General features: G+C 72.0%; 18 protein-coding genes and 1 pseudogene. 11 read left to right on the top strand and 8 right to left on the bottom strand.

Annotated features, from left to right (window positions below; genetic code table 11):
• Positions 1-111 precede the first annotated feature (111 nt).
• From ACFCZ1_RS25450 to ACFCZ1_RS25435, 4 genes and pseudogenes are all read right to left on the bottom strand, one after another.
• Positions 112-1,260: a hypothetical protein gene (locus tag ACFCZ1_RS25450; protein WP_376680571.1), complete on the bottom strand. Its 1,149-nt coding sequence runs from the start codon at positions 1,258-1,260 to the stop codon at positions 112-114.
• A gap of 59 nt (positions 1,261-1,319) precedes the next feature.
• Positions 1,320-2,228, bottom strand: coding sequence for an N-acetylneuraminate synthase family protein (locus ACFCZ1_RS25445; protein ID WP_376680622.1), 909 nt, complete (start codon positions 2,226-2,228; stop codon positions 1,320-1,322).
• A 411-nt stretch (positions 2,229-2,639) separates the two neighbouring features.
• Positions 2,640-3,011: pseudogene (locus ACFCZ1_RS25440) on the bottom strand (cytidylyltransferase domain-containing protein); the annotation flags it as partial.
• A gap of 17 nt (positions 3,012-3,028) precedes the next feature.
• The gene (locus ACFCZ1_RS25435; protein WP_376680570.1) at positions 3,029-4,459 is read right to left on the bottom strand and encodes a DUF6716 putative glycosyltransferase; all 1,431 of its coding nucleotides are present in this window, start codon (positions 4,457-4,459) and stop codon (positions 3,029-3,031) included.
• A 176-nt stretch (positions 4,460-4,635) separates the two neighbouring features.
• Between ACFCZ1_RS25435 and ACFCZ1_RS25430 the strand changes: the two genes are divergently transcribed.
• Together ACFCZ1_RS25430 and ACFCZ1_RS25425 are read left to right on the top strand one after the other, a co-directional pair.
• The gene (locus ACFCZ1_RS25430; protein WP_376680569.1) at positions 4,636-5,616 is read left to right on the top strand and encodes a glycosyltransferase family 2 protein; all 981 of its coding nucleotides are present in this window, start codon (positions 4,636-4,638) and stop codon (positions 5,614-5,616) included.
• The gene (locus ACFCZ1_RS25425; RefSeq protein ID WP_376680568.1) at positions 5,616-6,950 is read left to right on the top strand and encodes a polysialyltransferase family glycosyltransferase; all 1,335 of its coding nucleotides are present in this window, start codon (positions 5,616-5,618) and stop codon (positions 6,948-6,950) included. The genes ACFCZ1_RS25430 and ACFCZ1_RS25425 overlap by 1 nt, the downstream gene beginning before the upstream one ends.
• A gap of 33 nt (positions 6,951-6,983) precedes the next feature.
• Here ACFCZ1_RS25425 and leuE read toward each other — a convergent pair whose 3' ends face one another.
• On the bottom strand, positions 6,984-7,634 hold the full coding sequence (leuE, locus tag ACFCZ1_RS25420) for a leucine efflux protein LeuE (protein WP_376680567.1): 651 nt from the start codon (positions 7,632-7,634) through the stop codon (positions 6,984-6,986).
• Positions 7,635-7,678: 44 nt separating this feature from the next.
• The gene (locus tag ACFCZ1_RS25415) at positions 7,679-9,259 is read right to left on the bottom strand and encodes a methylmalonyl-CoA mutase (RefSeq protein ID WP_376680566.1); all 1,581 of its coding nucleotides are present in this window, start codon (positions 9,257-9,259) and stop codon (positions 7,679-7,681) included.
• A gap of 204 nt (positions 9,260-9,463) precedes the next feature.
• Here ACFCZ1_RS25415 and ACFCZ1_RS25410 point away from each other — a divergent pair, with 204 nt between their 5' ends.
• Positions 9,464-10,348 (top strand): peptidoglycan-binding protein, encoded by an 885-nt coding sequence (locus ACFCZ1_RS25410; protein WP_376680565.1) that lies wholly within the window; start codon positions 9,464-9,466, stop codon positions 10,346-10,348.
• A gap of 241 nt (positions 10,349-10,589) precedes the next feature.
• Here ACFCZ1_RS25410 and ACFCZ1_RS25405 read toward each other — a convergent pair whose 3' ends face one another.
• Complete coding sequence (locus ACFCZ1_RS25405) at positions 10,590-11,618, bottom strand: hypothetical protein (RefSeq protein WP_376680564.1); 1,029 nt, start codon at positions 11,616-11,618, stop codon at positions 10,590-10,592.
• Entirely contained in the window at positions 11,618-12,370 is a 753-nt protein-coding gene (locus ACFCZ1_RS25400) for an RNA polymerase sigma factor (RefSeq protein WP_376680621.1), read from the bottom strand. The genes ACFCZ1_RS25405 and ACFCZ1_RS25400 overlap by 1 nt, the downstream gene beginning before the upstream one ends.
• A gap of 345 nt (positions 12,371-12,715) precedes the next feature.
• Between ACFCZ1_RS25400 and ACFCZ1_RS25395 the strand changes: the two genes are divergently transcribed.
• The 8 genes from ACFCZ1_RS25395 (at position 12,716) to ACFCZ1_RS25360 (ending at position 19,240) form a co-directional block, all read left to right on the top strand.
• Positions 12,716-13,375 carry a 2-oxo-4-hydroxy-4-carboxy-5-ureidoimidazoline decarboxylase gene (locus ACFCZ1_RS25395; protein WP_376680563.1) on the top strand — a complete coding sequence of 220 codons (660 nt, stop codon included), beginning with the start codon at positions 12,716-12,718 and terminating at the stop codon, positions 13,373-13,375.
• Between the two features lie 152 nt (positions 13,376-13,527).
• Positions 13,528-13,908, top strand: a complete 381-nt coding sequence (sdhC, locus tag ACFCZ1_RS25390) for a succinate dehydrogenase, cytochrome b556 subunit (RefSeq protein WP_078556124.1) — start codon at positions 13,528-13,530, stop codon at positions 13,906-13,908.
• 5 nt (positions 13,909-13,913) lie between these two features.
• Positions 13,914-14,396 carry a succinate dehydrogenase hydrophobic membrane anchor subunit gene (locus ACFCZ1_RS25385; RefSeq protein ID WP_376680562.1) on the top strand — a complete coding sequence of 161 codons (483 nt, stop codon included), beginning with the start codon at positions 13,914-13,916 and terminating at the stop codon, positions 14,394-14,396.
• A 23-nt stretch (positions 14,397-14,419) separates the two neighbouring features.
• A complete protein-coding gene (gene sdhA / locus ACFCZ1_RS25380) occupies positions 14,420-16,174 on the top strand; it encodes a succinate dehydrogenase flavoprotein subunit (protein WP_376680561.1) in 1,755 nt (584 codons plus the stop codon).
• Complete coding sequence (locus tag ACFCZ1_RS25375) at positions 16,174-16,941, top strand: succinate dehydrogenase iron-sulfur subunit (protein WP_376680560.1); 768 nt, start codon at positions 16,174-16,176, stop codon at positions 16,939-16,941. The genes sdhA and ACFCZ1_RS25375 overlap by 1 nt, the downstream gene beginning before the upstream one ends.
• A gap of 192 nt (positions 16,942-17,133) precedes the next feature.
• The gene (locus tag ACFCZ1_RS25370) at positions 17,134-17,682 is read left to right on the top strand and encodes a hypothetical protein (protein WP_376680559.1); all 549 of its coding nucleotides are present in this window, start codon (positions 17,134-17,136) and stop codon (positions 17,680-17,682) included.
• Positions 17,683-17,746: 64 nt separating this feature from the next.
• Entirely contained in the window at positions 17,747-18,511 is a 765-nt protein-coding gene (locus ACFCZ1_RS25365) for an alpha/beta fold hydrolase (RefSeq protein WP_376680558.1), read from the top strand.
• 75 nt (positions 18,512-18,586) lie between these two features.
• Positions 18,587-19,240 carry a Uma2 family endonuclease gene (locus ACFCZ1_RS25360; RefSeq protein WP_376680557.1) on the top strand — a complete coding sequence of 218 codons (654 nt, stop codon included), beginning with the start codon at positions 18,587-18,589 and terminating at the stop codon, positions 19,238-19,240.
• The last annotated feature ends 53 nt before the right edge of the window (positions 19,241-19,293 follow it).

The raw sequence follows: 19,293 nt of genomic DNA, 5'->3' as shown, positions 1-19,293 counted from the left end.
GGCGCACCCATGGGTCAACTGGCCGGGGATCACGAAAAGTTCATGCCGTTAGGGGAAAGAAACCGGCGTCTGGACGCATGACCGGATGCACCCGGGGGTAAACTGCGGCGCTCACCCGGCCGCCGGAGCCGCCTGCGCGGGCAGTCTGCGCACATCACGGGCGGTGTCGGTGACCCCGGCGAGGAATCCGCGGGCGCGCGGCGAGGCGGTCCCGGTGAGCCAGGCGGGGTCGATATCGCATACGGCGACCGTCACTCCCGTACCAGTCAGTGCGTAGGGCAGCGTGTGGACGACCGTGGACGGAAAGCTGACGACCGTACGGCCGACCGGGCCGCGCCGGGCGATGAGCTCCAGCGGCAGGTCCGGGCGGACGATCTCCAGCCCGGTCGCCTCGCTCAGCGCGCGCAGCTTCTCCGGGGACTCCCGGCGGTGCGCGAAGTAGCGGGTGGCGCCGTGCTCCCGGGTCAGGGCGCGCACGGCGTCGAGGTAGCACGCCCGGTCGACCACGCCGGTCTCCACGAGCGAGGTGCCGACGAGGTCGGTGCCCTTGGTCAGGCGCGGCGGGCCGAAGCGGGCGCGGGTCCAGGCGAAGTCGTTGACCCGGAGCGTCATCGCGCCGTGGGCGGTCACGGGCATCGAGCTGAACACCTCGACGCGCCGGCCGCTGCCCCCGCTCGGGGTGAAGCGGCGCCGCGCGGTCGCCGAGACCGGTGCGTACGCCAGTTCGCGCACCCGGCCGGGCAGTCCGCCGCCGCCGGCCCGGTGCCAGCGGACGAGCCGTTCGCCGCGGGCGGTCTGGGCGATGAACTCCATGGTGGCGGTGCCGTCGTCGACCACGACGAGCTCCTCGGCCCGTACGAGGGTCAGCAGCAGCTGCACGTAGCGGGAGAAGGGGTCGCCGACGACGACCGTGCGCGCCGCCCGTACGTCACGGCGCAGCGCGGCGAGCGCCTTCAGCGGTGCGAGCCGGCCCCCGCGGGCCTCCTGCCAGCGGACCTCGTGGCCTTCGTCCCGGGCGAGCGCCGCCATCCGGCGCAGCTGACCGCGGGACATCGGGTCGGTGGGCGGCAGGACGACGATCCGCAGGGCGGGCGCGGCGGCGGCCCCGGCCGGGCGGCCCGGGCCACCGGCCGGCTGGCGCGGGACCCCGTCCAGCAGCGGGCCGCCGGGTGCGGCACGGTGCGCGTACGCCCACTCCAGCACGTTCAGGAGCTGGACCGGGCTCTCGACGAAAGCCAGGGTGGGGGCTGAAGTGGGCATCACGTACTCCTCGGCAGGGGACGGGACGGGACCTCGTGCGCGCCGGACCGCGGACCCGGTCAGACGGCGGCGAGCTCGCCCTGGACGCGGCGGAGCTTCTTCATGGGGCCCAGCTCGGACGCGTAGACCCGCTTGACGCCGTCGCCGAGGGCGGTCTCGATGGTGCGGATGTCGCGGACCAGGCGGGCGAGGCCGCCGGGCTCGACGGAGGCGGCCTGGTCGGACCCCCACATCGCGCGGTCGAGGGTGATGTGGCGCTCGACGAAGGCAGCGCCGAGGGCGACGGCGGCGAGGGTGGTCTGCAGGCCCGTCTCGTGGCCGGAGTAGCCGATCGGGACGTTGGGGTACTCCTCCTGGAGGGTGTTGATCACCCGCAGGTTGAGCTCCTCGGACTTGGCCGGGTACGTCGAAGTGGCGTGGCAGAGAAGGATGTTGTCGCTGCCGAGCACCTCCACCGCGTGGCGGATCTGCTTCGGGGTGGACATGCCGGTGGACAGCACGACGGTGCGGCCGGTGGCGCGCAGGGCGCGCAGCAGCTCGTCGTCGGTGAGCGAGGCGGAGGCGACCTTGTGGGCGGGGAGGTCGAACTTCTCCAGGAAGGCGACGGCCTCGGTGTCCCACGGGGAGGCGAACCAGTCGATGCCGCGCTCGGCGCAGTGCTCGTCGATCGCGCGGTACTCGGACTCGCCGAACTCGACCTTGTGGCGGTAGTCGATGTAGGTCATCCGGCCCCAGGGGGTGTCGCGCTCGATGTCCCACTGGTCGCGCGGGGTGCAGATCTCCGGGGTGCGCTTCTGGAACTTGACCGCGTCGCAGCCGGCTTCGGCGGCGGCGTCGATCAGGGCGAAGGCGTTGCCGAGGTCGCCGTTGTGGTTGATGCCGATCTCTCCGACCACGTAGACGGGCCGGCCGGGGCCTGCGGTGCGCGGTCCGAACGAGCGCAGGCGGCTGTTGGGGGAGGCGGTCATGGCAGGTGACGTCCTTCGGTGCGGGGGTGCGGGGATGCGGGGTGTTTCCGGGTCATGGGGTGTTGCCGGGTCACGGGGCGTTGCCGGGTCACGGGGTGTGGGCCGCGGGTCGGGTCGTACGTCGAGCAGTGGGGCGAGGAGGCGGGCGCGCTCCAGGTCGTGCGGGTCGTCGATCTCCAGGACCCGTGCGGGGTCGCTGGCGACGGGCAGGACGCGCCCGAAGAAGCGGTGGCGGGCGGTGCGGAAGCCGGGAGCGTCCATGGCGTAGGCGGCGCCGGTCTCCAGCAGGTCCTGGGGGCGGTCCTGGCGCCGGGGTCGGTACGCCGTGTCGTGGTTGACGCCGGTCCCTCCTCCGTCGGGGTCCTCCCGCCAGAGGAAGCCGTGGAAGGGGGCCACGGTCAGGGCGGAGTCGGCGGCGCCGGAGGCGACCGCCGCGGCGACGGATTCGACGTCGGCGGCGGCCAGGAAGGGGCTGGTGCACTGGACGAGGAGGACCACGTCCACGGTGAGGGAGTGCAGTTCCTCGAAGGCGGTGAGGGCGTGCAACAGGGCCGCCTCGCTGCTCGCGGTGTCGCCGGAGATCGCGGCGGGGCGGGCGATCACGTCGGCGCCCGCGGCGCGGGCGACGGCGGCGATCTGCGGGGAGTCGGTGGAGACCACCACGTCGGTGACGGTCGGCGCGCCGAGGCAGGCCCGGACGGCGCGGGCGACGAGCGGGACGCCGGCGACCGCTGCGAGGTTCTTGCCGGGGACCCCCTTGGAGCCGCCGCGGGCGGGGATCACGGCCAGGACGCGGGGGCTCACAGCTCCCCCATCCGGCGGATCACGGGGGCCACGCGCTGCACGCCGTGCCGGTACGCCCCGCGGGCGGCCTCGCGCAGGTGGGCGCGGAGCCGGCGGCGCAGCCGGGACTGCCCGGCGCTCTGCCGCACCGCGCCGGGCAGCGGGGTGCCGTCGGGCGCGAGGTGCTGCCGCGCGAGGATCCCGGGCAGGTACCCGGGGGCGGTGGTGAGCGTGTAGTACGGGGCGACGGGCGGGAGCCGGTCTCCGGCCAGCAGCCCGGCGACCCTCGCCCGGGCGACGGCGTACGCGTCACCGCCTCCGGCGCGCGCGGAAGCGGCCTCGGCCTCGGACCCGGGCTCGTACTCGGCCTCGGGCCCGGCCGAGCCGTGGGCGGCGAGCGTCGGCGCGGCCGGAGCGGCCCCGTCGGCCTCCGGTGCGGGCGGGCCCGGCAGGACGCCCTGCGCCGCCAGCCACCGCGGGTCGGCCTGCGGCAGCAGTCCGGCGTCGAGCTGGTCCCAGGAGGCCAGGCAGCCGGAGCCCAGGAAGTGGTGGTTGCCGAGGGACTCGCGGATGCCCAGGTCGGTGAGGACGGCCGTCGGGATGGAGCGGTTCAGGGACTCCAGGGCGGCGGTGGAGGAGACGGTGACCAGCAGGTCGGTGCCGTCCAGCACCTCGCCCATGTTCCCGTACACCAGCCGGCAGTTGGGCGGGAGTCCGCCGGGCAGCCTGGCGGCGAGCCGCTGGTACGGCTGTTCCTCCAGGTGCGTGGTGTGCTCCCCGGGCCGGCTGCGCAGTTTGATCAGCACCTCGCGCCGGGGGTGCAGCCGCGCGTGCCCGGCCGCCCGCTCCAGCAGGTAGGCGCGGTCGGCGCGGCTCTCGGGTACGGAGGGCTGGACGGCGAAGACCACTGTGCGGGTCCCGCTCCCGGCGCGCTCGTACGGGGCCCCGCCGAGGAACGGCAGCGCCGTCTCGGTGACGGCGCCCGGGTCCGCGCCGACGCCTTCGTACACGGCGCGGAACCGCCCGGCGTCGTGCCGGGAGTTGGCGAGGACGAGGTCGGCGCCGTGCCGCAGCAGCAGCCCGTCGGCGAGCTTCTCGTACACGACGCCGACGTAGCCGGTGACGAGGACGGGGCGGGCCGCCGGTTCGGGCCACAGGGCGCGGGCCCCGTGCAGGACGGCCTGGACGGCCCCGCCGACGAGGGCGAGGACCACCACGTCGTACTGCTCCCGCCCGATCTCGGCGAGGAATTCGGCGCAGGTCACCTCGGTCGGCCGGTCGCCCTGGACCCCCACTTCGCCGAGCTGGCGGGCGGTGGGTGTGGCTCGGCCGCGCAGCAGGTATCCGGCGAGACGGTGGTCGGGCACGAGACGGCGGGCGGTGAGTGCGCCCCATTTCCATCGCGTGTCGGAATCGGCGAGTACGGCGACGCGTTTGCGTTCTGGCACGCGGCAGAAGCTATTCCGCAATTCCGGTGACCGGCCCAACGAGCGCACAACAGCGGGTTAACAAAGCGTCGACTGAATAAGAAGGCGCCCGGGTTAACGCGTCCGCCCCGCGTCGTTCACATGGAATCCGCATCCGGGCCATGGTGAATGCCGAACGGCGCCCTAACGTCTCGCGGGTGCCCAAGCTCTCTGTTGTCGTGCCGTTCTACAACGTGCAGACATTTGCGCCGGATGCCCTGAAGAGTCTCGAACTCAACGCCCGGGACGATTTCGAGTTCCTGCTCGTCGACGACTGTTCGACGGACGGGACTCCCGGCCTGCTGGAGCGGGCCGCGCGCGAGCTGCCCGGGGCGGTGCACCTCAGGCACGAGCACAACGGGGGTCTGGCCACCGCCCGGAACACCGGCCTGGACGCGGCCCGCGGCGAGTACGTGGCCTTCCTGGACGGGGACGACTGGCTGGCCCCCGGCCACCTGACCCGCACCCTGGCCGCCATCGAGGCCCTGGACTGCGACTTCGTCCGTACCGACCACGTGAAGTGCACGGGCAGGTCCCGCAGCGTGCAGCGGGTCCCGTACGGACCGCAGTCGGTCGTCGCCGATCCGCGCACCGCGATCCTGCCCGCCGACCGGGCCACCTCGGTGGACTACCCGTACGCCTGGGCCGGCATGTACCACCGGCGTCTGCTGGACCGTGGTGTGCTGCACTTCACCGACGGGCTGCGGACGGCGGAGGACCGGCCGTGGATCTGGCGGCTGCACCGGGAGGCGCGGTCCTTCGCCGCGGTCGGACTGCCCGGGATCTTCTACCGGCGCGGCGTCGCCACCTCGTTGACACAAATCGGTGACGAACGGCAGCTCGATTTCATCCGCGCATTCGATCAGGTAATGTCCGACGTCATCGCGGACCGGGAATCCGATCTCCTTCTCCCGAAAGCCGTCCGAACGTATTGCGCGATCATCGCGCACCATTTCGGTTCCGTCGAGAGGTACGAACCGGCCGTGGCCAGGAAACTCAGGTCGATGAGCACGGCGGCGCTCGGGCGCATGCCCCAGGACGTGCTCGACCACGTCCTGGACTCGATGGACACGCAACGCGCCACCCTGCTGCGCCGCGTGCGCGGCCGCCGTCGCACCACGTCGGGAGCGGCAGCCTGATGCCCACGCAGATCTTCCTGGCCTCCACGCTCTACGGGGCCGCCACCCTCGCGGCGGGCATCGACGCGGGCTCCTTCCCGCCGGCCGACCGCCGCATCCTGCTCACCAGCAACCACTCCGTCACCGCCGAGGTCAGCCCCGGCGTCGCGGACATGCCGGGCTTCGCCGCCCTGCGCACCCGCTTCGACGAGGTGCTCGACTGGAACCGCGTCATCGAGCCGCAGCACCCGAGCATCTGGGCCCCGCGCGCGGAGGACGTCCCCCTGTGGGAACGGCAGCTGCGCACCCTGTGGGGTCTGGGCGAGGACCGCGTCGAGCTGATCGTGGAGTCGCTCCAGGTACCGCCCGCCCAGACCCTGTGCCGGCTCTTCCCGGGCGCGGCCGTCGACGTCTACGCGGACGGCCTGATGAGTTACGGGCCCACGCGCTTCCGCCTAGACCCGCAGCTCGGGATGCGGGTGCGGCGCGTACTCCACCTGGACCTGGTGCCGGGGCTGGAGCCGCTGCTGCTGACGGAGTTCGGGGCGCGGGTCGAGCTGGTGCCTTCGGAGCCGTTCCTGAAGGTCCTGGCGGAACTGCCCCCGCACGACGCGGACCTGGACGGGATCGGGGAGTCCCCCGCGCTGCTGCTGGGCCAGTACCTCTCGGCGCTCGACCTCATGACGCCGGAGCAGGAGGAGGAGCTGCACGCCTCGATGGTCCGCGGCGCGCACGCCCTGGGCCACACCGAGCTGGTCTTCAAGCCGCACCCCAGCGCCCCGGCCGCCTGTTCGCGCCGCGCGGAGGCGGAGGCCGAGCGGCTCGGTGCGCGCATCACCGTGATCGACACCCCGGTCCTGGCCGAGGTCCTCTACCAGCGGCTGCGCCCGGCGCTGGTGGTCGGCTGCTTCTCCACGGGCCTGCTGACCGCCGCCACGCTGTACGGGCTGCCGGTGGCCCGGACCGGTACGGACGCCGTACTGGCCCGCCTGACCCCGTACCCGAACAGCAACCGCGTCCCGCTGGTCCTGGTGGACGCGCTGCTCCCCGACCTCGCGGACGCGCAGGCGGTGCGCTCCTGGACGCCCCCGACGCCCGCGCGGGTGCGGGCGGAGGCGGCCGGACTGCTGACGGCGGTCGGGTTCACCATGCAGCCGCAGATCCTCGCGGCGCGGCGCCCGATGGCCGAGGCCTACCTGGCCCGGCACCTGACCGCCCGCACCTGGCGCTACTTCACCCGCCGCCGGCTGACCGCGCTCGGCCTGCCGGGCGGCATCCCCGCCCAGCTGGCGTTCCTGCCGCGGAGCCGGGCGGTGCGGCGCGTGGCCCGCAGGCTGCGCCGCGTCCTCGGCTGAGCGGGCCCCGGCCGGGGTGCCTCAGCCGATGCCTCAGCCGACGGCGAGCTTGGCCGCGAAGCCGAGGAAGAGCACGCCCGCCGCCGAGGTGGCCCCGGCCGACAGCCGCTTGCGGCGCCGGAAGGCCGCCGAGAGGCGGGTGCCGCCGAAGATCAGCAGCGTCAGGTACAGGAAGCTGCCCGTCTGCAGCAGCCCGCCGAGGACCAGGAACGACAGGGCCGGGTAGGCGTAGGACGGGTCCACGAACTGCACGAAGAAGGACATCAGGAAGAGGATGGCCTTCGGGTTGAAGAGGCTGATCAGCAGCGCCCGCCGGTAGGGCCGCTCGGTCTCCTCCGGGTCCGCCGGGGCACCGGCCTCCTCCTCGGCCCGCGTCCGGCGCGTGCGCCACAGCGCCCAGGCGCCCCGCATCATGCCCACGGCCAGCCACGCCAGGTACCCGGCGCCGAGGAACTTCACCACCGTGAAGACCAGCGGGCTCGCCTTGAGCAGCGCCCCGGCGCCCACGGCGGTCAGCAGCATCAGCACGGCGTCGCCGGTGAACACCCCGGCGGCGGCCTTGTACCCGGTACGCACCCCGCGGCGAGCGGCGACGGACAGCACGTAGAGCGAGTTGGGCCCCGGCAGCAGAACGATCAGTACCAGGCCGGCGAGATAAGTCGGAAGATCTGTCACACCCAGCATGGGCAGGAGTGTCCCATAGGGTTGCACCTGTCGGGCCGGCCGTTTCACCAGGTGGAATCCGTCGGCTCGTACGCCCCCCACACCGCCCGCAGCGCCCCGCACACCTCCCCCACCGTGGCCCGGGCCCGCAGCGCCTCCTTCATCGGGTACAGCACGTTCTCCGTCCCCGCGGCCGCCTCCCGCACCGCCGCGAGCGCGGCCTCCACCGCCGCAGCGTCCCGCTCCGCCCGCAGCCGGGCCAGCGCCGCGCACTGCCGCATCTCGATCCCGGGGTCCACCCGCAGCGGCTCGTACGGCTCCTCCCGCTCCAGCGCGTAGCGGTTCACCCCGACCACCACCCGCTCCCCGCTCTCGGTCTGCTGCGCGATGCGGTAGGCGTTCCGCTCGATCTCGCCCTTCTGGAAACCGGCCTCGATCGCGGCCACCGCGCCGCCCTGCGCCTCGACCCGCCGCATCAGGTCGAGCGCGGCCGCCTCCAGGTCGTCCGTCATCCGCTCCACCGCGTACGAACCGGCGAAGGGGTCCGCCGTGTGCGGCACGTCCGTCTCGTACGCGAGGACCTGCTGGGTGCGCAGCGCGAGGCGGGCGGACTTCTCCGTGGGCAGCGCGATCGCCTCGTCGAAGGAGTTGGTGTGCAGCGACTGCGTGCCGCCCAGCACGGCGGCCAGCGCCTGCACGGCCACCCGTACGAGGTTCAGCTCGGGCTGCTGCGCCGTCAGCTGGACCCCTGCCGTCTGGGTGTGGAAACGCAGCATCAGCGACTTCGGGTCCCGCGCCCCGAACTCCTCGCGCATGACGCGGGCCCAGATCCGCCGGGCGGCCCGGAACTTCGCGACCTCCTCCAGCAGGGTGGTGCGGGCGACGAAGAAGAAGGAGAGCCTGGGGGCGAACTCGTCGACCGCCATCCCCGCCGCCAGGGCCGTCCGGACGTAGGCGATGCCGTCGGCGAGGGTGAAGGCCACCTCCTGCGCGGGCGAGGCCCCCGCTTCGGCCATGTGGTAGCCGGAGATGGAGATGGTGTTCCACTTGGGGATCTCGGCCCGGCAGTAGCGGAAGGTGTCGGCCGTGAGCCGGAGCGAGGGCCCGGGCGGGAAGATGTAGGTCCCGCGGGCGATGTACTCCTTCAGGACGTCGTTCTGCACCGTCCCGGTCAGCTGGGCGCCCGCGATCCCCTGCTCCTCGGCGACCAGCTGGTAGAGCAGCAGGAGCAGTGCGGCGGGCGCGTTGATGGTCATCGAGGTGGAGACCCGGTCGAGGGGGATCCCGTCGAACAGGGTCCGCATGTCGTCGAGGGAGTCGATGGCGACGCCGACCTTGCCGACCTCCCCGTGCGCGAGGGGCGCGTCGGAGTCGTGGCCCATCTGGGTCGGCAGGTCGAAGGCGACGGACAGGCCGGTACCGCCGCCCGCGATGAGCTGCCGGTAGCGCGCGTTGGACTCGGACGCCGTGCCGAATCCGGCGTACTGCCGCATCGTCCACGGCCGACCGGTGTACATGGTCGGATAAATCCCCCTGGTGTAGGGGAATTCACCCGGTTCGCCCAGTTCGGTCTCCGGGTCCCACCCCGTCAGGTCGCGAGGCCCGTAGACGGGTTCGATCGGGATGCCGCTCTCGGTACCTGCCATGTGACGAAACCCTCCATAGAGCGACCGCGCCCGGGACTGATACAACTCCCCCTGCTACCGCTGGGGGCGACCCCCACCACTCATCGCTTCGTAAGGCTGCGGACGACCCCTGGTCACAATGGCGCAACATCCCGGGTCCGAGCGCAACTCTCCACGCACGCGAGGCATCACCTAGATACACGACGTAGAAATCGGGGGACTGCAATGCAGCGCCAGAGACTCATAATCCGCACGATCGGGGTGGCAACCGCCGTCGCGCTCGCCGCGACCGCCTGCGGGCCGCAGAAGTCGGAGTCCGCCGGCTCCGCTTCCTCGGCCCCCTCTTCGCCCATGGCGGGCGCCACCCCCGAAGCCTCTCCGACCACCGACGCCAAGCCCGGCGACGCCTCGCCTTCGGCCTCGCCGTCCGCCTCGGCGTCGGCGTCGGCGTCCCCGTCCGCCTCGCCTTCGCCGACGGTGAAGCAGATCATGGCCAACGGTGACGACAGCGACCAGGTCCGCGAGCTCCAGGCACGCCTGAAGCAGCTCAAGCTGATGTCGGTCGCACCGACCGGCTTCTACGGCACGAAGACCACCGCGGCGGTCAAGTCCTTCCAGTCGAAGCACGGTCTGAACGCGACCGGTTCGGTCGACGAGACCACCTGGAAGAAGATCCAGAGCTCCACCAAGAAGCCCACCGCCGACGAGCTGCGCCCGCCGACGGTCAACGAGGCGGACGCGCCCGACCCGCGCTGCATGGAGGGCCGGGTCATGTGCATCAGCAAGGAGAGCCGCACCCTCGCCTGGATGATCGACGGCAAGGTCGTCTCCACGATGGACGTGCGCTTCGGCTCGGAGAACACCCCGACCCGCGAGGGCGTGTTCAACGTGGGCTGGAAGGCCAAGGAGTGGACCTCGACGATCTACCACACGCCGATGCCGTACGCGATGTTCTTCAGCGGCGGCCAGGCGGTGCACTACTCGGCCGACTTCGCGGCCCGCGGATACGCCGGCGCCTCGCACGGCTGTGTGAACGTCCGGGACAAGGGGAAGCTGTCGGCCCTCTTCGACCAGGTGCAGGTCGGCGACAAGGTCGTCGTCTACTGGTGAGCCGGGTGGCGGCCGCAGGCCGCGGGTCGGAAGTGAGAGGCGCGGGCAGGGCCGGGGGAACGTGCCCCGCCCGCGCCGTGTGCGCAGAGCCCAGGGGTACGGGGGGAACCCCGGCTCATGCGCGGCCGATGACCAGTCGGCTCGCTTAGTACTGCGTCACCGGTTCGAAAAGTGTTACAGGCAGCTCGGCGCAGCCGGTCGGAGGCGGACGCAGCCCCGTCGGAGGCGGACACGGCCCCGTTCAGAGCCGGTCGGGCAGGGTCACCGAGGCGCCCGGCGCCGGTGTCGGGCTCGGGCTCCTGACCGCCCCGGAGCCCGTACCGCCCGCGGACGTGCCCGGGGAGTCCATGCTCTTGCCGCCGTCGACCACGCCGTCCAGCAGCGCCTCGCAGTAGTGCGGGATGCGCGAGAGGCCGTGGGCCAGGCGGGAGAGCCGCTCGCGCCGGTCGTCGTTGAGCTTGCCGGACCGGTAGTCCTTGCAGAGGTCCACGGCCCGGCGCGCGTTCTCCCGGTCCTGGTCGCGGTCCTTGCTCGCGCCTCCGAAGAGGTCCTGGTACCCGTCCGTCGCGGTCTTGCCGTCCCTGTCGCCCTTGCCCGGGCCGCCGGTCGCCGACGTACCGGACGAGAGTCCGCCGGCGGAGGCCGTACCGCCCGCGGACGTGCCCGGCGGCTGGGTCGGGCCCGCGGAGGCCGACGGGCTCGCGCCGTCCCGCAGGGGGGTGGGGCTCAGTTGCGGGCTGAGCGTCGAGGCCCCGCCGCCGTCGCCCGGGGTGGGCGCGCCGTCGGCGCTCACCGACATCGCCGGGCCCGGCCCGGCGGTGTCGTGCCGCGACTGGTCCAGCAGTCCGGCGCCCGCCGCGGCGGCCAGTCCGCCGACCGCGACGCTCGCGAGGGCCGCCGCCAGACCGAACCGCACCGTCCGGGCACGCCGGGGCGCGGGAACGCGGAAGCCGGCGGAGGCGCGGCCGAGGTCGATCAGGGGTTCGCCGGAGGGAGCCGCGGAACCGGCCCGTTCGGGGCGTGCCGGGCGTCCGGACGTGGCGGCGGAAGCGCCGCGCGCCGCGCGGAAGGCGGCCACCGCCGCGGCCTCACCGGGCAGTTCCGCGGTGGCGGGCGGCGGGCCGGCCAGGGCGTCGAGGGCGGCGCGCAGCCGGGCGGCTTCGCGCCGGGCCCGCGGATCGGCGTCCGGTCCCGCAGGTTCCGCCGGTTCGCCGCGCAGCAGTTTGTCCGCCGCGGCCCTGTCCAGCCACCTGTCGCGCTCGTCGGCCATCACATGTCCTTCTGCGTCCGCCAACGTGAATGCGTCACACCGGTTTGTTCTACGAGGCCCCCGCCGTGGCCACGCTGCGCGGGTACGGCGTCGAGATCCCTCCCGCCCCCGCCGCCCCGTGAATGGCCACCGGCATTATGGCCGACGCGCGTGCCCCGGTCCGAGTCCGGTACCGGGTCCGGCGCGAAGCCGCCCTCCGCGTCCTGCGCTCCGAGCAGCTCCGCGAGCTTCTTCAGGCCGCGGTGGGCGGCGGTGCGCACGGCGCCGGGGCGCTTGCCGAGGGTCTCGGCCGCGCTCTTCGCGTCCAGGCCGACCACGACCCGAAGGACGACGGCCTCCGCCTGGTCCTGCGGGAGCTGCGCGATGAGCGCCATCGTCGAGCTGGTGGACAGGGCCTCCATCGCCGCGCCCGCGGTGTCGCTGTCGGCGGCCCAGCCGGTGAGCTCGGTGTCGTCGCCGCCGATGGCGGGGCGGCGGCCGCGCATGCGTATGTGGTCGAGGGCCCGGTTGCGGGCGATGCGGGCGGCCCAGCCCCGGAAGCGGTCGGCGTCACCGGCGAAGGAGTCGAGGTCGCGGGCTATCTGCAGCCAGGCCTCGGAGGTCACGTCCTCCGCGTCGCCGTCCCCGACGAGCGTGCGTACGTATCCGAGCAGGCGTGGGTGCACGGCACGGTACACAGCACGGAACGCGTTCTCGTCGCCGTCCTGTGCCGCGAGCACCGCGGCGGTCAGCTCCGCGTCGTCCCCCAGCAAAGTCCCCAACCCGTTCACTGTCCTGTACGTCTGGCGCAAATCAGCACGTTACGGCTTTCCCGCACCTTCGTCCACGCGTTGTACAACGAGCAACCAATCCTGCGCAGAGCGAGGTGTGACACAAAACGCACTCAGGACGCTGACAGGGATACGGGCTTGTCGCACGAGCCCGTGACGGATGGCGGCCGGGGCCTCTCCTGTGGGGGGTGGCGGCCTCGGCCGCCCTCCTTGTCCCGTTCCCGGGCGCTGCCCCGTCGAGGTCCACGGTACCCACGTCATCCTTTCGGCTCACTTCCGGGTGAAATCCCCGAATGGGTACGACACGCCCTGCCCCGCGTCTATAGCGTGGCGGCACACCCGCGCCGCGCCCCGAGGAGCCCCCCGCTGTCCAGCCACCTTCCGGCACAGTCCCATGGGCGCACCTCCCCGGGGGCACCTTCCGGACAGCGTCCGGGGGAGAGGTCCGGGGGAGGTCCCGGCCCGTCCCACGGCTCCGGACTGGCCCGGTTCAACACCCTGCCCCCCGAGGCGGCCCTGGCCGCCCTGAAGCAGTGCTGCGGAAGCCGCCGCTGGGCGCACCGGGTCGCCGCGCACCGCCCCTACCCCGACCTCGACGCCCTGGTCGCGGCCGCGGGCGAAGCCTCGTACGACCTCTCCCAGGCGGACCTGACGGAGGCACTGGCCGCCGAGTGCTCGCAGGAGCTGGGCCACGGGGCCCCGTACGCGGCGCTGCTGGCCCTCGACGCGGCCCACTCCGCGTACGAACGGAAGTTCGGCCACGCGTTCGTGATCTGCCTCGACGGGCATCCCCCGGAAGAACGGGCGGCCCACCTGCTGGCCGCGATCCGGCGGCGGATGGGGCACGAGGCGGACGAGGAACGCTCGATCTCCGCCGACGAGCTGCGCCGCGTCGCGCAGGCCCGACTGTGCGACCTGACACATTGGCTGACGTCGGCGGATGGTCTGTCTGGGGCGGAAATGGGGCTATTCGCCCCTGTGGGATAGCCCGTCCGAGCCTGTTTGATCACACCGATGGCCCCCGCGCGAAGGAACCGACAAAGCGTCGCTACGATGTCCGGGGCCGGAGGACCGTACCCGGCCGGGCCCGACCGACAAAGAAGCCGGCTGGCCCCCGCCCCGCTTCCGGAGGGTTTTCCGTGCCGGCTGGAACGTTGTACCGCGGCCGGGAAGGAATGTGGTCCTGGGTGGCTCATCGAGTCACCGGCGTCCTCATCTTCTTCTTCCTGTTCGTACACGTCCTCGACACCGCACTCGTCCGCGTCTCCCCCGAGGCGTACGACGACGTGGTGGCTACCTACAAGACTCCGATCGTCGCGCTGCTGGAGTACGGCCTCGTCGCCGCAATCCTCTTCCACGCGCTCAACGGTCTCCGTGTCATCGCCGTGGACTTCTGGTCCAAGGGCCCGCGCCACCAGAAGACGATGCTCTGGTGGGTCGTGGGCATCTGGGTCGTGCTGATGGCTGGCGCCCTGTACCCCGTACTCGGCCACGCCTACCTTGAACTGTTCGGGAAGTGACACGCATGTCTTCTGACACTTCTTCCGCCAAGGCCATCGGCGACGTCGAGGGCGCATCCCTCTACGACGCCGAGAACCCGGCGCCTTACATCGAGGCCCCGCGCAAGCGGACGGCTAAGACCCCGCGCTCGACCCGCGGCAACTTCGAGATGGTCGCGTGGCTCTTCATGCGCCTCTCGGGCATCGTGCTCGTCGTCCTGGTCATCGGCCACCTGCTGATCCAGCTGGTGCTCGACGGCGGCGTCTCCAAGATCGGCTTCGCCTTCGTGGCGGGCCGGTGGGCTTCCCCGTTCTGGCAGGTCTGGGACCTGCTGATGCTGTGGCTGGCCATGCTGCACGGCGCCAACGGCCTGCGTACCGTCATCAACGACTACGCGGAGCGCGCCGGAACGCGGCTGTGGCTGAAGGGCCTGCTCTACACCGCCACGGTGTTCACCATCCTTCTGGGCACGCTGGTGATCTTCACCTTCGACCCGAACATCCGCTAGGCAACGGGGCTGAGGCGAACCACATGAAGATCCACAAGTACGACACCGTCATCGTCGGCGCCGGTGGCGCGGGCATGCGCGCCGCCATCGAGTCGACGAAGCGCAGCCGCACCGCCGTGCTGACGAAGCTCTACCCCACCCGCTCCCACACGGGCGCCGCGCAGGGCGGCATGGCCGCCGCGCTGGCCAACGTGGAAGAGGACAACTGGGAGTGGCACACCTTCGACACGGTCAAGGGCGGTGACTACCTGGTCGACCAGGACGCCGCCGAGATCCTGGCGAAGGAGGCCATCGACGCCGTCCTCGACCTGGAGAAGATGGGCCTGCCGTTCAACCGCACCCCGGACGGCACCATCGACCAGCGCCGCTTCGGCGGCCACTCGCGCAACCACGGCGAGGCCCCGGTCCGCCGGTCCTGCTACGCCGCGGACCGCACGGGCCACATGATCCTCCAGACGCTGTACCAGAACTGCGTCAAGGAGGGCGTGGAGTTCTTCAACGAGTTCTACGTCCTGGACCAGCTCCTGGTCGAGGAGGACGGCGTCAAGAAGTCGGCCGGTGTGGTCGCGTACGAGCTCGCCACCGGCGAGATCCACGTGTTCCAGGCCAAGGCCGTCATCTACGCCTCGGGCGGCACCGGCAAGTTCTTCAAGGTGACCTCCAACGCGCACACCCTCACGGGTGACGGCCAGGCGGCCTGCTACCGCCGCGGCCTGCCGCTGGAGGACATGGAGTTCTTCCAGTTCCACCCGACGGGCATCTGGCGCATGGGCATCCTGCTGACGGAGGGCGCCCGTGGTGAGGGCGGCATCCTCCGCAACAAGGACGGCGAGCGCTTCATGGAGAAGTACGCGCCGGTCATGAAGGACCTCGCGTCCCGTGACGTCGTCTCGCGCTCCATCTACACCGAGATCCGTGAGGGCCGCGGCTGCGGTCCGGCCGGTGACCACGTGTACCTGGACCTGACGCACCTGCCGCCGGAGCAGCTCGACGCGAAGCTCCCGGACATCACCGAGTTCGCGCGTACGTACCTGGGCATCGAGCCGTACACGGACCCGATCCCGATCCAGCCCACCGCGCACTACGCCATGGGCGGCATCCCGACCAACGTCGAGGGTGAGGTCCTCAGCGACAACACCACCGTCGTCCCGGGCCTGTACGCGGCCGGCGAGGTCGCGTGCGTGTCGGTGCACGGCGCGAACCGCCTGGGCACCAACTCGCTGCTGGACATCAACGTCTTCGGCAAGCGCTCGGGCATCGCCGCGGCCGAGTACGCGCACGGACACGACTACGTCGAGCTGCCGGAGAACCCGGCGCAGGACGTCATCGACCTCGTCGAGCGTCTGCGCAACTCCACGGGCAAGGAGCGGGTCGCCGACCTGCGCCTGGAGCTCCAGGAGACGATGGACGCGTGCGTGATGGTGTTCCGTACGGAGCAGACCATCAAGACCGCGGTCGAGAAGATCGCGGAACTGCGCGAGCGCTACAAGAACGTGTCCGTCCAGGACAAGGGCAAGCGCTTCAACACGGACCTGCTGGAGGCCATCGAGCTGGGCAACCTGCTCGACCTGGCCGAGGTCATGGCCGTGTCCGCGCTGGCGCGCAAGGAGTCCCGCGGCGGTCACTACCGCGAGGACTACCCGAACCGCGACGACGTCAACTTCATGCGCCACACCATGGCGTACCGCGAGGTCGACGACAACGGCACGGACTCGGTCCGGCTGGACTACAAGCCTGTCGTCGTCACCCGCTACCAGCCGATGGAGCGTAAGTACTGATGGGCACCCCGACCCTGAGCAAGACGGACACGATGGAGGCCGCGGCCGCGGCTTCGCCCTTCATCACGGTCACCTTCCGGATCCGCCGCTACAACCCCGAGATCTCGGACGAGGCGCAGTGGCAGGACTTCCAGATCGAGATCGACCCGAAGGAGCGCGTGCTCGACGGTCTCCACAAGATCAAGTGGGACCTCGACGGCACGCTGACCTTCCGCCGCTCGTGCGCGCACGGCATCTGCGGCTCCGACGCGATGCGGATCAACGGCAAGAACAGGCTCGCCTGCAAGACGCTGATCAAGGACATCAACCCGGAGAAGCCGATCACGGTCGAGGCCATCAAGGGCCTCACGGTGATGAAGGACCTTGTCGTCGACATGGAGCCCTTCTTCCAGGCGTACCGCGACGTCATGCCGTTCCTGGTCACCAAGGGCAACGAGCCGACGCGTGAGCGCCTGCAGTCCGCCGAGGACCGCGAGCGCTTCGACGACACCACCAAGTGCATCCTGTGCGCCGCGTGCACGTCCTCGTGCCCGGTGTTCTGGAACGACGGCCAGTACTTCGGCCCGGCGGCGATCGTCAACGCGCACCGCTTCATCTTCGACTCGCGCGACGAGGCCGGCGAGCAGCGGCTGGAGATCCTGAACGACAAGGACGGCGTGTGGCGCTGCCGCACGACCTTCAACTGCACCGACGCGTGCCCGCGTGGCATCGAGGTCACGAAGGCGATCCAGGAAGTGAAGCGCGCGCTGATCACGCGTCGCTTCTGATTCCCCCTCCTTGACGCGGTGAGGCCCGTACCCCTTCCCGGGGTGCGGGCTTCACGCGTACCCGGGGCCCGTCGGGGGCGGGGTGTCCCCCATGACCGGTGGGTCTTCCTCGCGGCAGGCGTGCGGCCGTCTCCGCAGCGCGGTGCTCGGACGGGGTACAGCCCGGGGGGTCGCTGTGGAAGGATCGGCGGCATGAGTGAGCAGCAGCCGAACCCGTACGCGAGCGACCCGGGCCAGGGCGGGCAGCCCGGCATGCCCGGCCAGGGTGACTACAAGTGGGGCCCGGGAGAGGCCAGTTACGGCTACCCGCAGCCCTATCCGGCGGCCGGGCACGCGCCCTACCAGCCGACCATGGGCGCGGGCATCCCGGCCCCCGTTCCCGCCCCGGCGCCGATGAACGGCGCAGGCGTGTCCCTCGGCGACATCACGGTCGTGGGGGACCAGATCATCACGCCGTCGGGCAACATGCCCCTGCGGGGCGCGGTCTGGAACGCGACGGACTTCTCGCGCACCGAGGAGAAGATCCCGACCCACGCGATCATCCTGGCCGTCATCTTCTTCCTGTTCTGCCTGCTGGGCCTGCTGTTCCTCCTGATGAAGGAGAAGAAGACCACGGGCTACATCCAGGTCTCGGTGACCAGCGGCGGCCGCCACCACTCCACGATGATCCCGGCCCAGGACCAGAGCACCTTCCCGTGGGTGATGTCCCAGCTCAACTTCGCACGGTCGCTGAGCCTCTGAGGGGGCGTCCGGGCGGGGCCGGAACACGGTGGCGGCCTCCGCCCCCACCCGGCAGGATCAGCGCATGATCGTTTCTTTTGACGTGGACGGACCCTCCGACGGCCCCGCCGTCGTCCTGCTGCACTCCTCCGTCTGCGACCGGCGCATGTGGGACTCCCCGTACGGGGCCCTGGCCGAGGCCGGGTTCCGCGTGGTCCGGCCCGACTTCCGGACCTGCGGGGACTCCCCGGCCGCGCGGGCCCCGTACAGCGACGACGGCGACGTCGTCGCGCTGCTGGACCGGCTCGGGATCGAGCGCGCCGCGCTCGTCGGCTCCTCCTACGGCGGCCGGGTCGCCCTGCGGATCGCCGCCCTGCACCCGGAACGCGTGTCCCGCCTGGCCCTGCTCTGCGCGGGCCGCCCGGGGCACCGGCCCGGCTCGCCTCAGGTGCGGGAGTTCGGCGCCGCGGAGGACGCGCTGCTGGAGGCCGGCGACCTGGAGGGGGCGGCCGCGCTGAACGCCCGCACCTGGCTCGGCCCGGACGCCGACGAGGCCGCGCACACCCTGGTACGGGCCATGCAGCTGCGGAACTTCCAGGGCTCCGCGTGCCTCGCCGAGGACCACGAACTCCCCGAGCCGGACGTCGACTTCGCCGCGATCACCGCCCCGGTCCTCGCCGTCGGCGGCGCCCACGACCTCCCCGACTTCCGCGCCGTCGCCGCCGAACTCCCTTCCCTCGTCCCCGGCGCCCGCCACCTGGAGCTCCCCTGGGCGGGCCACCTGCCCTCGCTGGAGCGCCCCGCGGAAATCACCGAGCTGCTCCTGGAGTTCCTCCGCCCGATCCGGTGACGCGGGCGCTTCCCGGACGCGGGCCGGGCGCCGCCCTACGATGATGCTCTCGACCCAGCCCACGGGAGGCCCGGAATGTCCACAGCACCCGTCGAGCACCCTGAGTACGCCGACGAGGAGAAGCCGCTGACTCTCCTCGAAGAGGCCGACCTGCTCATGGAGCGGAACCCCGGCTACCGCGTCGAGATCATCGGAGGCATCCTCACCGTGACCCCGCCCCCAGACCTCCCGCACGCACGAGTCCTGACCGACCTCATGCTGCCGTTCCTCAGCGCCGGCCTGCACGGGCCGGAGTCTCATGTCGTGCAGGGTGTCGGCCTGTGGCTGCCCGACGGTCCCGAGGACTACGCGATTCCCGACCTGTCCGTCGTCGACGCCGACATCGACGACCACTTGATCGAGTTCAACTGCTACGACCCGGCGGCCTTCCGCCTGGTCCTGGAAGTGACCTCGTCGAACTACAACAACGACCTGCGTGCCAAGGCCGTCGCCTACGCCCAGGCCCGGGTCCCCGTCTACGTCATCGTCAACCGGAAGCACCAGCGGGTGCACGTCCTGACCGACCCCGCCGAAGGGCAGTACGCCAGCCACCGCATCCTCGCCGCCGGCGAGCTCGCCACCCTCCCCGACTCCCTCGGCGCCAAGGTCACCCTCGACGTGGACGAGCTGCTGGCGGCGGGGCGGCCGCTGCCCCGCAAGAAGGCCGCGCCGCCGGCCTCGGAGGGCTGAGCGCGGGCTGAGCGGCCTCGGGGAAGTGGGGTGCACCCACCGCCGCCAGGAGG

This window comes from Streptomyces sp. NPDC056224, from assembly GCF_042267665.1.
Lineage (GTDB): Bacteria > Actinomycetota > Actinomycetes > Streptomycetales > Streptomycetaceae > Streptomyces.
Note: the sequence above shows the minus strand (reverse complement) of the source record. Positions and strands in the feature narration are given on the sequence as shown.

Bases quoted from the DNA above. Each gene is read 5' to 3' on its own strand.
- ACFCZ1_RS25370 (WP_376680559.1), top strand. From the start codon at position 17,134: ATGAGTGAGCAGCAGCCGAACCCGTACGCGAGCGACCCGGGCCAGGGC.
- ACFCZ1_RS25375 (WP_376680560.1), top strand. From the start codon at position 16,174: ATGGGCACCCCGACCCTGAGCAAGACGGACACGATGGAGGCCGCGGCC.
- ACFCZ1_RS25450 (WP_376680571.1), bottom strand. From the start codon at position 1,260: ATGCCCACTTCAGCCCCCACCCTGGCTTTCGTCGAGAGCCCGGTCCAG.
- ACFCZ1_RS25405 (WP_376680564.1), bottom strand. From the start codon at position 11,618: ATGGCCGACGAGCGCGACAGGTGGCTGGACAGGGCCGCGGCGGACAAA.
- ACFCZ1_RS25410 (WP_376680565.1), top strand. From the start codon at position 9,464: ATGCAGCGCCAGAGACTCATAATCCGCACGATCGGGGTGGCAACCGCC.
- ACFCZ1_RS25385 (WP_376680562.1), top strand. From the start codon at position 13,914: ATGTCTTCTGACACTTCTTCCGCCAAGGCCATCGGCGACGTCGAGGGC.
- sdhA (WP_376680561.1), top strand. From the start codon at position 14,420: ATGAAGATCCACAAGTACGACACCGTCATCGTCGGCGCCGGTGGCGCG.
- ACFCZ1_RS25360 (WP_376680557.1), top strand. From the start codon at position 18,587: ATGTCCACAGCACCCGTCGAGCACCCTGAGTACGCCGACGAGGAGAAG.
- ACFCZ1_RS25415 (WP_376680566.1), bottom strand. From the start codon at position 9,259: ATGGCAGGTACCGAGAGCGGCATCCCGATCGAACCCGTCTACGGGCCT.
- ACFCZ1_RS25365 (WP_376680558.1), top strand. From the start codon at position 17,747: ATGATCGTTTCTTTTGACGTGGACGGACCCTCCGACGGCCCCGCCGTC.
- ACFCZ1_RS25445 (WP_376680622.1), bottom strand. From the start codon at position 2,228: ATGACCGCCTCCCCCAACAGCCGCCTGCGCTCGTTCGGACCGCGCACC.
- leuE (WP_376680567.1), bottom strand. From the start codon at position 7,634: ATGCTGGGTGTGACAGATCTTCCGACTTATCTCGCCGGCCTGGTACTG.
- ACFCZ1_RS25425 (WP_376680568.1), top strand. From the start codon at position 5,616: ATGCCCACGCAGATCTTCCTGGCCTCCACGCTCTACGGGGCCGCCACC.